The organism is Pantoea sp. EABMAA-21 (assembly GCF_030053335.1).
GTDB lineage: Bacteria > Pseudomonadota > Gammaproteobacteria > Enterobacterales > Enterobacteriaceae > Pantoea > Pantoea communis.
In genome coordinates this window covers 170,663-184,686 of the sequence record NZ_JASGBX010000002.1, presented here as the reverse complement: position 1 = coordinate 184,686, position 14,024 = coordinate 170,663, and the positions used below count along the sequence as shown (strand labels likewise).

The window sequence follows — 14,024 nt, the reverse complement described above, 5'->3', positions numbered from 1 at the left end:
CCTTAGATTTTGACCAGCTTAACGGCGCATTTTTTGTAATCGGTCTGCTTCGATAGCGGATCGGTGGCATCCAGCGTGACGTTGTTGGCCAGCACGCCAGCATCAAAGAACGGCATAAACACCAGCCCTTTTGGCGGTTGATTACGTCCGCGCGTTTCGACCGTGGCGACGGTTTCGCCACGGCGTGATACCACGCGGACCTTCTCACCACGGCGGAAACCGCGATCTTTGGCGTCCAGCGGATGGATATACAGCAGCGCCTGCGGCACGGCACGATGCAGCTCCGGCACACGACGCGTCATGGTGCCGGTGTGCCAGTGTTCCAGCACGCGGCCGGTACAGAACCACATATCGTACTCGGTGTCCGGTGCTTCAGCGGGCGGCTCATACGGCAGGGCAAAAATGGTGGCTTTGCCATCTGGTTTGCCATAGAAACGCACGCCCTCGCCCGCTTTGACGTAGCTGTCAAAGCCTTCGCGGTAGCGCCAGCGCGTCTCTTTGCCATTCACCACCGGCCAGCGCAATCCGCGCGCTTCATGATAGGCATCGAATGGCGCCAGATCGTGACCGTGTCCGCGACCAAAGCTGGCATACTCTTCAAACAGGCCTTTTTGGATGTAGAAGCCAAAATCGCGCGCCTCGTCGTTCAGTCGATCGTCGGCCACTTCGCTCAACGGGAATTGATTAACCTGGCCGTTGGCGTACAGCACGTCATACAAGGTTTTATCCCGCAGCTCTGGCTGTTGGGCAATCAACGCTTCCGGCCAGACCTCTGCCACGCGGAAACGCTTAGCGAAATTCACCATCTGCCACAGATCCGATTTGGCCTCACCCGGTGCTTTCACCTGTTGGTGCCAGAACTGAGTACGACGCTCGGCGTTGCCGTAAGCACCCTCTTTCTCCACCCACATCGCCGTCGGCAGGATCAAGTCCGCACACAAAGCACTGACGGTGGGATAAGGATCGGACACCACGATAAAGTTGCGTGCATCACGCCAGCCTGGCATGCGCTCCTGCGTCAGGTTTGGGCCCGCCTGCATGTTGTTGTTACACATCACCCAGTACGCATTCAGTTTGCCGTCTTTCAGCGCGCGATCCTGAGCGACCGCATGCAGGCCGATTTTGGCGGGAATGGTGCCCTGCGGCAGCTTCCACAGTTTCTCAGCCGTCGCACGGTGCTTATCGTTATTCACCACCATGTCTGCGGGCAGGCGATGCGAGAAGGTGCCGACTTCACGTGCGGTTCCGCACGCGGAGGGTTGCCCGGTGAGCGAGAAGGGACCGGTGCCGGGGCGCGAGATTTTTCCGGTCAGCAGATGGATGTTGTAGCACAGGTTATTGGCCCACACGCCGCGCGTATGTTGATTAAAGCCCATGGTCCAGTAGGAGACCACGTTGATGTTTGGGTCGGCATAGAGTTCGGCCAGCGCAATCAGCTGATCCTGCTCTACACCGCTCATCTCACTGGCTTTCTCTACCGTGTATTCGGCAACGAATTTGGCGTACTCGTCGAAGCTGATCGGCGTGGATTCGCCGCTATCCGGGTTTTTCGCTGAGGCCTGACGCGGATCGCTTGGGCGCAATCCATAACCAATATCCGTGACGCCTTTACGCAACGTGACGTGATTCTGCAGGAAGGCTTTATCGACTTTGTTGTTCTGAATGATGTAGTTGGCGATGAAGTTAAGAATCGCCAAATCGCTTTGCGGCGTAAACACCATGCCGTTATCAGCCAGTTCAAAACTGCGATGACGGTAGGTAGAGAGCACCGCGACTTTAACGTTGTCATCGCTCAGGCGACGGGCGGTCAGGCGTGACCAGAGAATCGGATGCATCTCGGCCATGTTCGAGCCCCACAGCACAAAGGCATCGGCCACTTCGATGTCATCGTAGCAGCCCATCGGTTCATCCATGCCGAAGGTACGCATAAAGCCCACCACCGCCGAGGCCATGCAGTGGCGCGCGTTAGGATCGAGATTATTGGTGCGGAAACCGGCTTTCATCAATTTAGAGGCGGCATACCCTTCCCATACCGTCCATTGACCGGAACCGAACATGCCGATGGATTCAGGCCCGTTGGCTTTTAGCGCCGCTTTGAACTTCTGTTCCATGATGTCGAAGGCCTGATCCCAACTCACCGGGGTAAACTCGCCTTCTTTGTCGTAGTGGCCATCGGTCATGCGCAGCAACGGCTGCGTCAGGCGGTCTTTTCCGTACATGATCTTGGGCAGGAAATAACCTTTGATGCAGTTCAACCCACGGTTTACTTCCGCCTGCGGATCGCCCTGTGAGGCCACCACGCGTCCCTCTTGCGTGCCCACCAGCACGCCACAACCGGTGCCACAAAAACGACACGGCGCCTTTTCCCAGCGGATCGGGGCGCCCAGTGCGGTCACGGCTTTGGTGACGCTGGGAATAGTGAGTCCGGCGGCCACTGCCGCCGCTGCGGCCGCATTGGCCTTCATAAATTCTCGACGACTGACTTTCATGATGCTTCCTTGTGACGATATTCCGTTTCGTCTTGCTGGTGATACACCAGAGAAACGGCCAATACATGCGGGATATTGCGGGTGGCTTCGATGTTATTCAGCAAGGCGCGACTATCAGCAGCACCCAGGGTCACGGCCAGCGTGCCGCGTGCGCTGTCTTCGGCGGCGATTTCGCAATCAGAAAGCAACAGCAATGCCTGCTTTACCGCCGGGATGGCGTGAGATCGCGCCTGGATGACCAGACCGCATACGTGCCAACTGCTTTCAGGGAGAATGGAGTGCGTCATGCGCTCACCTCGTTTAGCCAGCTTGAGATGAGGCGTAAAATACCCTGAGCTTTTGCAGGGCTATATCACCCGAAAGGTGTATATCCCGATGTGGGATCAAGGGAAGGACAATTGAAATGAAAACGGGGGCCAAAAGGCCCCCGTTGATGAGAATGGCTGCGATTAACGCGAGCTATCTTCCGCCAGCTTAGCTGCCCCATCATCCTGTTCGTCATGATGATGGTCGTGCTCTTTCATGGCTTCCGCATGCACGCGTTTGCGCACACCGAACCAGCCCAGCACCAGTACCACGGCAATCAGCGGGATGGATGCAATAGTGTAGGTACCGTTTGGATAATCAAACGCCATCAACACCAGCACGCTCACCAGGAACAGCAGCGTCAACCATGAAGTGAACGGTGCCCACGGCAGCTTGAAACTGACGTCTTCCGCTTTACCTTCTTTAATCGCTTTGCGCAGACGCATCTGGCACACCACGATAAAGCCCCAGGAAGAGATGATGCCCAGTGAAGCTACGTTCAGTACGATCTCAAACACCTGCGATGGCACATAGTAGTTGAGCACCACACCGACCACGTACACCGCGATGGTAACGAGGATACCGGCGAACGGCACCTGCTGTTTGCTCATCTTCGACATGAACTGAGGCGCAGAACCGCCCATCGACATGGAGCGTAGAATACGACCGGTGGAGTACAAGCCCGAGTTGAGGCTCGACAACGCTGCGCTCAGCACCACGATGTTCATCACGCTACCAATGTAAGGTACGCCCAGTTTGGAGAAGAAGGTCACAAACGGACTCTGCCCTGCCTGATAGGCGTTCCATGGCAGCAGCAGTACCAGCAGCACCACCGAACCGACGTAGAAGAGACCAATACGCCAGATCACGCTGTTGATGGCTTTAGGCAGCATGGTTTTCGGGTCTTTACACTCCCCGGCCGCGGTGCCCACCAACTCAATCGAGGCGAAGGCAAACACCACCCCTTGCACCAACACCAGCGCCGGCAGCAAGCCGTGCGGGAAGAAACCGCCGTTGTCCGTGATCAGATGGAAGCCGGTAGTATTGCCGTCCAGCGGTTTACCGCTGCCGAGGAACACCACACCGACGATCAGGAACACCACGATCGCCAGCACTTTCACCAATGCGAACCAGAACTCCATTTCGGCGAACCACTTCACGCCGATCATGTTCATGGTACCGACAATCGCCAGAGCGCCGAGAGCAAACACCCACTGCGGCACATCACCAAACGCGCCCCAGTAGTGCATATACAACGCAACTGCGGTGATATCCACGATACCGGTCATCGCCCAGTTAACGAAGTACATCCAGCCTGCCACGTATGACGCTTTTTCCCCGAGGAATTCGCGTGCATAAGAAACAAAGCTGCCGCTTGATGGGCGGTGTAATACCAGTTCGCCCAACGCACGAAGGATAAAGAAGGAGAAGATACCGCACACCAGATAAACCAGTGCCAGAGCAGGACCAGCCATCTGCAAGCGCGCGCCTGCACCAAGGAACAGGCCGGTACCGATGGCACCGCCAATGGCGATCATTTGTACCTGACGGTTACCCATTGCTTTGTGGTAACCGCTGTCGTGGGAATTGAGCCAGCGTCTTTTCGCAGCGCGTTGTTCGGCTGCGGTTTTTTTAGTTGAATTCATAGCTTTCCTGTTTGTCCTGACCATCAATCATCGCCTGACCAATCGTTTGCGTGCGGCGGTGCGAAATGGGGTAAAACCCGCTACCGATACGGCGGAACGATGTCGCGCGGTGAGCCGGGAATTTACGGCGATGAATCCTACCCGTTCTGCATGAACGAAGCAAAAAATACCGTTTGGTTGCACGAGTTGATTTGTAAGAATCGGTCGCGGTGCACAAAAAAACCGGCCAGTGAATGGCCGGTAAAGGGGTGGCTACAGGGAAAAACTACGGGAGGGGATTAACGGTAAATCTCTGCGGTGCCGCTCCACAGGCTGGAATCGCCTGGGTTTTGCACGCCAATTACGCGGTAATGGCTGGCGCCCATATCTTCCGCTTTCTGCGACAGCTGGCGGGTTGCATCATCGATGGAACCGCGAACGCCGCTGATGGAAACGGTACCGCTGCTTTGCAGGTTTTCCGCCTGCTCAGCACTTAAGGGTTGCGCGGCGAAGGCCGTGAAACTTGCGGTGGCAAGCAGTGCAGCAGTCAGAATGGCAATGGGTGTCTTCATCATTTGCTCCTGTTGTCGTCCGTTCATAAAAGTGATTACGCTACAAATTATCAGCGAAGTAATGAAAAGCAGGCACAGCTGGCCGTAAAGCCGTTCAATAATTCGCCAGCTAACGACATGCAATCCAGGGAAAGGTAAAGAGAAGTGGATTTCTCTGCTAAAAGTAACCTGATGTGACGATTCCGGCTCGCTGTCTGCCTGACGCTGCCTTATAATCCCACGCTCTTATAAGGGTTTTATTGTGATAGTGAAACGTCCTGTTACCCGCACCATGGCCCGTGCCCTGAGCGCGATTGTGTTGTTGTCGCTGCTCACCACCGGCCTGGCGCTGTTAACGCTCTCTAGCAGTTTACGTGATGCCGAAGCGGTGAATGTCGCCGGTTCGCTGCGCATGCAAATATACCGCCTCGCCTGGGATAGCACGCGCGATCCGCAGCAGCTGGCGCAGCACATCCAAATCTATCAGCAAACCCTCAGCTCACCGGCTCTGCAGCATCTGGAGCGCCCGTGGGTGCCGAAGGAAGTCGCCAGCCGCTATCGCTATCTGCGCGATAGCTGGCCGCAATTGCAACAAACGCTACAGCCCGAGCGCGCGCAGATCTATCAGCAACGCGTTGCCGGGTACGTCAGTGAAATCGACCGTTTTGTGCTGGCACTGCAACATTACGCCGAACTGAAAATGCATCTGGTGGCGGCCAGCAGCCTGTTCGGCTTTTTGGCGATTGTGGCACTGGCGCTTTGGACCATCCGCTTTATTCGTCGCAACGTGGTGCGACCGCTGGATTCACTGGTCACGGCCAGCCAATACGTTGAGCAGGCGAATTTCAGCTTTCCGCCGTTATCGATTTCCCAACCCACAGAACTCGGCGTGTTAGCTCAAGCCTTTACCACCATGGCCGAACGGCTGCACTCGCACTATCGCCTGCTTGAGCTGGCGGTACGCAATAAAACGGAAGATCTCACCCAAGCCAATCGCACGCTGAAATTACTCTATGAAAGCTCACAGATCCTCACCAGCAGCCCACTGAACCCAGAGTTGTTCCAGGGATTGCTGCGGCTGGTGCAACGTCGTGAAGCGTTGACCGTATTGAGCATCACCAGCGACGGCATTAATTTTCAGGCGGGCGTGGCGGAAGACGATCTCGAATGGCAAAGTTTGCCGTTGCAGCAAGAGGACCAACGACTCGGCGAACTGTGCTGGCAAACGCGGCGAGCGCCTCCTGCCGATGAACTGATGCAAAGCCTGGCCAACATGCTGGCGCGCTCGCTATGGATTTGGCAGACGCAAAAACAGTACCAGCAGATGCTATTAATTGAAGAGCGATCGACTATCGCGCGTGAGCTGCATGATTCGCTGGCGCAGTCGCTCTCTTTCCTGCGCATTCAGCTCACGCTGCTGCGCCGCAATGTCGATAATACCCAGCCTCAGGCGCAATCCATTATTGCCGAATTTGATCGCGCATTGGCCGAGGCCTATCAGCAGCTACGCGAATTGCTCACCACCTTCCGACTGACCATTGAACAGGCGGATTTAGTGCAGGCGATGCAGGCCATGATCGCCCCGCTGCAGGAACAATCGCAGGCCGCGATCACCTTCGATTATCAATCGGGCCTGCAAACGCTGGATGCGCAACAGCAGGTACATGTGCTGCAGATTGCACGTGAAGCCCTGCTGAACGCCATTCGTCACGCACAGGCGCAGCAAATCCATATTTTTTATCAGCGCGATGAAGACGCATTCCATTTGCTGACGATTGAAGATGACGGTTGCGGCATCCGTAGCCTGGAAGAACCTCCAGGCCATTACGGTCTGACGATAATGGCGGAGCGCGCTGCCCGGCTTTCTGGCAGCTTACTGATTACTCCGCAGACGCGTGGCACGCGCGTTACGCTGCGTTTCCCACCGCGACCGGCACACCGGCTGGCTTAACGCGATACACTTATGTTGAATGGACTTTGACTGGAGAATTTATGGCCCCCTCTTCCCTGACTATTATGATCGTTGACGATCATCCGCTGATGCGTCGTGGCATCCGCCAACTGCTGGCACTGGAACCACGTCTGGAAGTGGTGGCCGAAGCCAACAACGGTACAGAAGCGCTGGCTGAAGCACGTCGCCTCTCGCCCGATGTGATATTGCTCGATCTGAACATGAAAGGCATGTCGGGTTTAGATACCCTTAAAGCCCTGCGCCATGAAGGGATCGCTTCGCGCATTTTGGTGCTGACCGTTTCCGACGCACGCAATGATATTTACGCCATGGTCGATGCCGGCGCTGATGGCTATTTGCTGAAAGACAGTGAGCCGGAATTATTGCTGGCGCAGGTCATGCGCGGTGCAATGGGTGAGAATGTGTTTAGTGAAGTGGTGGCAGAATATCTGGCAACGCGCCAGCCGAGCGCCAATCCTTTCAAACAACTCACCGAGCGTGAACTGGATGTATTGCAGGAAGTGGCGCGCGGGTTATCTAATAAAGAGATTGCCGCCACCTTGCATATTTCCGAAGAAACGGTAAAAGTGCACATCCGCAATCTGCTGCGTAAACTGGACGTTCGTTCACGCGTCGCCGCCACAGTGCTCTGGCTCGAGAGCCGCAATGTGTAGCAGCGCACAGAAAACCAGCACGACATTTACACTTTCTCCATAATTTATCCACGATTCTCTAATTTGCGCCGCGTACAGTAGGCAGCAGCAGGAGTTTTCGGGATAGCACCTTGCACTCCGCCGACGTGAAGCCGACTGCGCTTCACGTTTAACATAATAAAAGTAAAAAATACGCAGCTGAGGAGTGTCGGTTCCATGTCGAATTTTTTTATCGACCGCCCCATTTTTGCCTGGGTTTTGGCTATTTTGCTTTGTCTGTGCGGCACACTAGCGATCATCTCCCTGCCCATTGAGCAGTATCCCGACCTCGCACCGCCTAACGTGCGTATTACTGCCAATTATCCCGGAGCCTCTGCGGAAACGCTGGAGAACACCGTTACCCAGGTTATCGAACAGAACATGACCGGTATCGATAACCTGATGTATATGTCCTCAAACAGCAGTAACACGGGGCAGGCGCAAATCACCCTCACCTTTACCGCTGGCGCCAATCCTGATGAAGCCCGCCAGCAGGTACAAAACCAGCTACAATCCGCACTGCGTAAATTACCCGCCGCCGTTCAATCTCAGGGCGTCACGGTGAATAAAACCGGTGACAGCAATATCCTGATGATTGCGTTTGTCTCTACCGACGGAAGTATGGACAAACAGGATATTTCAGATTATGTCGCCAGTAACATTCAGGATCCGCTGAGCCGCATCGATGGTGTGGGTCAGGTTGACGCCTATGGTTCGCAATACGCGATGCGTATCTGGCTCGATCCTAACAAGCTGATTGCCTATGCGCTGACCACCGATGACGTGGTGACGGCGATTGAATCGCAGAACACCCAAGTGGCGGTCGGCCAGGTTGGCGGCTTGCCATCGGTGGATAAACAAGCGCTCAATGCCACCGTCAATGCGCAGTCGATGTTGCAAACCCCAGAGCAGTTCAAAGCCATCACGCTGAAAACCAACAGTGACGGCTCGGTGGTGACGCTGGGCGATGTGGCTGACGTGGCGATGGGGGCGGAAAAATACGACTTCCTCAGCCGCTACAACGGTCAGGCGGCGTCCGGTCTCGGTATTAAGCTGGCGTCCGGCGCCAACGAAATGAACACCGATAAGCTGGTGCGCGCACGTGTGGAAGAGTTGTCACACTACTTCCCGCACGGGCTGGAAGCCAAAATCGCCTACGAAACTACGTCGTTTGTGAAAGCCTCGATCACCGACGTGGTGAAAACGCTGCTGGAAGCGATTTTGCTGGTGTTCCTGGTGATGTATCTGTTCCTGCAGAACTTCCGCGCCACGCTGATTCCGACCATTGCCGTACCGGTGGTGCTGCTCGGCACCTTCGCGGTGCTGTATGCCTGCGGATTCAGTATCAACACGCTTACCATGTTCGCCATGGTGCTCGCCATCGGCCTGCTGGTGGATGACGCCATCGTGGTGGTGGAGAACGTTGAACGCATCATGAGTGAGGAAGGACTTTCACCGCGCGCCGCCACGCGAAAATCGATGGGACAGATCCAGGGGGCGCTGGTGGGTATTGCGCTGGTGCTGTCGGCGGTATTCGTACCGATGGCCTTCTTCGGCGGCACCGTGGGCGCTATCTATCGCCAGTTCTCGATCACCATCGTGTCGGCGATGGTGTTGTCGGTGTTGGTGGCGATGATTTTGACGCCAGCCCTGTGCTCAACGCTGCTCAAACCTCTTGAACAAGGCCATCATCATGGACGTCGCGGCTTCTTTGGCTGGTTTAACCGCAACTTTAATGCCAGCGCGGAACGCTACGAACGCGGAGTCGCGCGTATCTTGATGAAGGGCGGGCGCTGGCTGGTGCTCTATCTCGGCATCATCGGCGTAATGGCGTTTCTGTTTATCAAGCTGCCGACCTCGTTCCTGCCGCTGGAAGACCGGGGCGTATTCCTGACGCAGGTGCAGCTGCCGCCGGGCGCGACCTTGCAGCAGACCTCCAACGTGGTGGCGAAAGTTGAAAACTATTACATGACCGCCGAGAAAGACAACGTGCTGTCGGTGTTCTCAACCATCGGTGCCGGTCCGGGTGGTAACGGCCAAAACGTGGCGCGCCTGTTTGTACGCCTGAAAAACTGGGAAGAGCGTCCAGGCAGCGATCGTACCTCATTCGCCATCATCGATCGCGCCACCAAAGCCTTCCATAAAATCAAAGAGGGCCGCGTGATCGCCAGCAGCCCACCGGCGATTACCGGCATGGGCAGCTCCTCCGGTTTTGATATGGAATTGCAGGATCACGGCGGCATTGGTCATACCCAGTTGATGGCAATGCGTGACAAGCTGCTGGAGTTGGCTGACAGCAATCCGGCCCTCTCTCGCGTGCGTCACAACGGTCTGGATGACAGCCCGCAGCTGCAAATTGATGTCGATCAGCGCAAAGCGCAGGCGCTGGGCGTTTCGCTCGACACCATCAATGACACGCTGACCACCGCATGGGGCTCAACCTATGTGAATGACTTCCTCGATCGCGGCCGCGTGAAGAAGGTGTATGTGCAGGCCGCAGCGGAATTCCGCATGCTGCCAGGCGATATCAACAAATGGTACGTTCGCAACAGTAGCGGCACTATGGTGCCCTTCTCCGCCTTCGCCACCAGCCGTTGGGAAACCGGTTCGCCGCGTCTGGAACGTTACAACGGCTACTCTTCACTGGAGATCGTCGGCGAGGCCGCCAATGGCGTCAGTAGCGGCACCGCGATGGATGTGATGGAGAAACTGGTGGGGCAACTGCCGTTAGGCGTTGGCTTCCAGTGGACCGGAGCCTCTTATCAGGAACGTCTCTCCGGTTCACAGGCACCTGCGCTGTATGCGATTTCGCTACTGGTGGTATTCCTGTGTCTGGCCGCGCTGTATGAGAGTTGGTCGATTCCGTTCTCCGTGATGCTGGTGGTGCCACTTGGCGTGGTGGGTGCGCTGGTGGCAACCTGGATGCGCGGACTCGAGAACGACGTGTACTTCCAGGTTGGCTTGCTCACCGTGATTGGCTTGTCGGCGAAGAACGCCATCCTGATCGTGGAATTCGCCAATGAGATCAACAGCAAAGGACGTGAGCTGATGGAAGCGACGCTGGAGGCTTCACGTCAGCGTCTGCGCCCGATTCTGATGACGTCGTTGGCCTTTATCTTCGGCGTGCTGCCGATGGCGATCAGCAGCGGGGCGGGTTCCGGCAGCCAGCATGCGGTCGGAACGGGCGTCATGGGCGGCATGATCTCAGCGACGATATTAGCGATTTTCTTCGTGCCGCTGTTCTTTGTGCTGGTGCGTCGTCGCTTCCCGTTAAAAGAGAAGTCACACGATTAAAGCCTAAAATAAAACGGGGCCGCGATATTCGCAGCCCCGTTGTTATTTGGATTGAATTACAGCAAGTTGGGAGTGCCCTGCTTTTCTCTTCGCGATTACTTACTACGTAACATCGCTTCAATAAATTCTTTCCAGTTCCCCAATTCGGTGTCGACCATCATACCCTCTCTTATTATAGTGGTGATTCTACGCCGATTTTTTCTACAGGTGAATACGTTTCCACCACTCAACACTATCGGCAAAAGCGCAAAAAACCTTCAATTTGTCGAAAATGCGTACTGACGCACATTTCAGCAAGCCGTTAACAACACAGGGAAAAATCACCTGCGTTATCGGGTAGCACATTTTTCCGATTAGGATAATTCTTAGGGGACTGATGATGCCACCAGGAACTATTCAGGACGTTAATGAATACGTTTACTGGACCTAATTAATAGAATTTATAACGCTGAAATTATCATTAAAAAACAAATAAAACGCAGCGCCTAACGCCGCAGAGGTCACAGCCAGCAGAGCGCTATGGTAAACTCGCGCTTTATTTTTCACAGGATGGGAACAGGCGATGACAGCGCAGTGGGTGATGTACGGAATTAAAAATTGCGACACCATAAAAAAAGCACGCAACTATTTAGCAGAATCCGGCACCGACTATCGTTTTCACGATTATCGCGTGGATGGCATCGATGACGCGCTACTGCAATCGTTTATCGATCAGCTTGGCTATGAAGTGCTGCTCAATACGCGCGGTACCACCTGGCGTAATCTGCCAGAAGCGGAGCGTGCAGCCGTCACCGATGCGGCCAGCGCGAAAGCCGTGATGCTCGCCCAGCCTGCCATTATCAAACGTCCGGTATTGTCTGCGCCAAATGGCGACTTGCTGGTCGGTTTTAAAGATTCCCTTTATCACGCGTTTATCCAGGAGAAGTCATAACATGTTCTGTCCGGTCATTGAGCTGGCTCAGCAGCTAATTCGTCGTCCGTCACTGAGTCCGGATGATGCCGGTTGTCAGGCGCTGTTAGTGGCGCGTCTGGAAGCGATTGGCTTTACGGTCGAACAGATGCACATCGGCGATACCCTGAACTTCTGGGCCACACGTGGTCAGGGCGAAACCCTGGCGTTTGCCGGTCACACCGATGTGGTGCCGCCGGGTGATGCCAATCGCTGGATCAGCCCGCCGTTTGAGCCTTCGATTCGTGATGGCATGCTGTTTGGTCGTGGTGCCGCGGACATGAAAGGATCGCTGGCGGCGATGGTGGTGGCTGCAGAACGTTTTGTCGCGGCTACTCCTCAGCACAAAGGGCGTCTGGCGTTTCTGATCACGTCCGATGAAGAAGCCAGCGCGGTTAACGGCACGGTGAAAGTGGTTGAGCGTTTGATGGCGCGCAACGAGCGCATGGATTACTGCCTGGTGGGCGAGCCTTCCAGTACCGAAATCGTTGGCGATGTGGTTAAAAACGGTCGTCGCGGTTCGATGACCGCCAATCTCACCCTCCACGGTGTGCAGGGCCACGTGGCCTATCCGCATCTGGCCGATAACCCGGTGCATCGCGCGATGCCAGCCCTGAATGAGCTGGTGGCCACCGAATGGGATCAGGGCAACGAATTCTTCCCGCCCACCAGCATGCAGATTGCCAACGTGCAGGCCGGCACCGGCAGTAATAACGTGATCCCCGGTGAATTTTTCGTGCAGTTCAACTTCCGCTTTAGCACCGAACTCACCGATCAGATGATCAAAGAGCGCGTGGCCGCCCTGCTGGATCGCCATCAGCTGCGTTACACGCTGGAGTGGAATGTTTCCGGCCAGCCGTTCCTGACCTCACGCGGCAAACTGGTTGATGCCGTGGTAAATGCTGTCGCGCACTATAATGAGATTAAGCCACAATTACTGACCACAGGCGGCACCTCTGACGGACGCTTTATCGCGCGGATGGGTGCGCAGGTTGTGGAACTGGGCCCGGTGAATGCCACCATTCATAAAATCAATGAGTGCGTGAAAGCGTCAGATTTGCAGATGCTGAGTCGTATGTACCAGCGCATCATGGAACAGCTGATCGCTTAAGTAAGCACGCTAAAGGAGCAATGGGATGGAATTCTTTAAAGAGTACTGGTGGATCTTAGTGATCCTGCTGATGGTTGGTATTTTAATGAACGTTTATAAAGACTTAAAACGTATCGATCATAAAAAGTTTATGGATAATAAACCGGATTTACCACCGCATCGCGACTTTAACGATAAATGGGATGATGACGACGACTGGCCGAAGAAAAAATAATTGCGGTTGATCTCCTCCCTGTAACGTAGCGGCGTGATGCGCCGCGCATCTGATAGCGAAGTCGCTATAGAATTGCGCGATTAATCTCGCCGTTACGTTAAGAGCAACCCTCGCTGTTCAACCATCACATCATCATGATGACATCATCATCGCCCGGTTTAGCCCCGCTGAGCGCCTCGTCGAAGTAGCGACGCGGAATGGTATAACGCAGATGATTCAACGCCAGTTGCATGCTGCGATCATCAATGGCATGCGGCAAATCGTCCACCACATCCAGCGTCACATCCCCACCCAGTGCGGTTAACCGTTGCATTGCGGCTTCGGCATGCTCCAGCGGGATCTGATCATCATAATCACCGTGGATCAGATGAATGGTATTACGAGAGCTGACGCGCTCCGGCAGCGTGCTGTAACGACCGCTAAACACAATCGCGCGTCCTGCCAGATCGGCATGGGCTTTGACGCCTTCCAGTACCATGGTGCCGCCCTGCGAAAAGCCGACCAGCGCGGTAGCTTCCGGCCGGACACCCGATGCCTGCTGCCAGTGACGCACCGATTCCACAAACATCGGCATCACGGCATTCACGCCCTGCTGTTCCGAGCGGTCATGCGCGGGAATATCCGCAAACCATTGGCGACCCTGCGGCTCACTAGCCGGATAGGGCGCACCCACTGAGACAACGAATGCCTCCGGAAACGCTTTGGCGAACCAGTTGCCAACTTGCGCCATCGAATCAGGATTGTCATTCACGCCGTGATACAGCAAAAACAGCTGCGCAGCGTGTGTCGGTTGCTGAACAATTACATATCGTAGTGCCATAAGATCCTCCTCAAATCACTAT

General features: G+C 55.3%; 12 protein-coding genes. 6 read left to right on the top strand and 6 right to left on the bottom strand.

Going from position 1 to position 14,024, the window contains the following annotated elements; genetic code table 11:
* Positions 1-2: 2 nt before the first annotated feature.
* From napA to QMZ65_RS04280, 4 genes are all read right to left on the bottom strand, one after another.
* Positions 3-2,489 (bottom strand): nitrate reductase catalytic subunit NapA, encoded by a 2,487-nt coding sequence (napA, locus tag QMZ65_RS04295; RefSeq protein WP_283215492.1) that lies wholly within the window; start codon positions 2,487-2,489, stop codon positions 3-5.
* On the bottom strand, positions 2,486-2,776 hold the full coding sequence (locus QMZ65_RS04290) for a chaperone NapD (protein WP_045814879.1): 291 nt from the start codon (positions 2,774-2,776) through the stop codon (positions 2,486-2,488). Before QMZ65_RS04290 ends, napA begins: the two co-directional genes overlap by 4 nt.
* Before the next feature lie 162 nt (positions 2,777-2,938).
* Entirely contained in the window at positions 2,939-4,441 is a 1,503-nt protein-coding gene (gene ansP, locus QMZ65_RS04285) for an L-asparagine permease (protein ID WP_097118576.1), read from the bottom strand.
* A 278-nt stretch (positions 4,442-4,719) separates the two neighbouring features.
* Positions 4,720-4,992: a YdgH/BhsA/McbA-like domain containing protein gene (locus QMZ65_RS04280; protein WP_058959094.1), complete on the bottom strand. Its 273-nt coding sequence runs from the start codon at positions 4,990-4,992 to the stop codon at positions 4,720-4,722.
* Positions 4,993-5,233: 241 nt separating this feature from the next.
* Between QMZ65_RS04280 and narQ the strand changes: the two genes are divergently transcribed.
* The 3 genes from narQ (at position 5,234) to acrD (ending at position 10,908) form a co-directional block, all read left to right on the top strand.
* Positions 5,234-6,922 carry a nitrate/nitrite two-component system sensor histidine kinase NarQ gene (narQ, locus tag QMZ65_RS04275; protein ID WP_283215491.1) on the top strand — a complete coding sequence of 563 codons (1,689 nt, stop codon included), beginning with the start codon at positions 5,234-5,236 and terminating at the stop codon, positions 6,920-6,922.
* Positions 6,923-6,963: 41 nt separating this feature from the next.
* Positions 6,964-7,596, top strand: coding sequence for a response regulator (locus QMZ65_RS04270; protein WP_058959096.1), 633 nt, complete (start codon positions 6,964-6,966; stop codon positions 7,594-7,596).
* Between the two features lie 195 nt (positions 7,597-7,791).
* Positions 7,792-10,908, top strand: a complete 3,117-nt coding sequence (gene acrD, locus QMZ65_RS04265; RefSeq protein WP_283215490.1) for a multidrug efflux RND transporter permease AcrD — start codon at positions 7,792-7,794, stop codon at positions 10,906-10,908.
* Positions 10,909-11,003: 95 nt separating this feature from the next.
* Here the strand turns inward: acrD and ypfM are convergent, their stop codons facing one another.
* The gene (gene ypfM / locus QMZ65_RS25330) at positions 11,004-11,066 is read right to left on the bottom strand and encodes a protein YpfM (RefSeq protein WP_141399026.1); all 63 of its coding nucleotides are present in this window, start codon (positions 11,064-11,066) and stop codon (positions 11,004-11,006) included.
* A gap of 404 nt (positions 11,067-11,470) precedes the next feature.
* On the opposite strand from ypfM, the gene QMZ65_RS04260 reads away from it, so the two are divergent.
* Genes QMZ65_RS04260 through QMZ65_RS04250 form a run of 3 tightly spaced genes read left to right on the top strand, consistent with a single transcriptional unit; the run spans position 11,471 to position 13,182 of the window.
* Positions 11,471-11,839, top strand: a complete 369-nt coding sequence (locus QMZ65_RS04260) for an ArsC family reductase (protein ID WP_034825783.1) — start codon at positions 11,471-11,473, stop codon at positions 11,837-11,839.
* A 1-nt stretch (position 11,840) separates the two neighbouring features.
* The gene (gene dapE / locus QMZ65_RS04255; RefSeq protein WP_097118579.1) at positions 11,841-12,968 is read left to right on the top strand and encodes a succinyl-diaminopimelate desuccinylase; all 1,128 of its coding nucleotides are present in this window, start codon (positions 11,841-11,843) and stop codon (positions 12,966-12,968) included.
* A 25-nt stretch (positions 12,969-12,993) separates the two neighbouring features.
* Complete coding sequence (locus QMZ65_RS04250) at positions 12,994-13,182, top strand: YpfN family protein (protein ID WP_034825779.1); 189 nt, start codon at positions 12,994-12,996, stop codon at positions 13,180-13,182.
* A 124-nt stretch (positions 13,183-13,306) separates the two neighbouring features.
* Here QMZ65_RS04250 and ypfH read toward each other — a convergent pair whose 3' ends face one another.
* A complete protein-coding gene (gene ypfH / locus QMZ65_RS04245; protein ID WP_166936363.1) occupies positions 13,307-14,002 on the bottom strand; it encodes an esterase in 696 nt (231 codons plus the stop codon).
* Between the last annotated feature and the right edge of the window lie 22 nt (positions 14,003-14,024).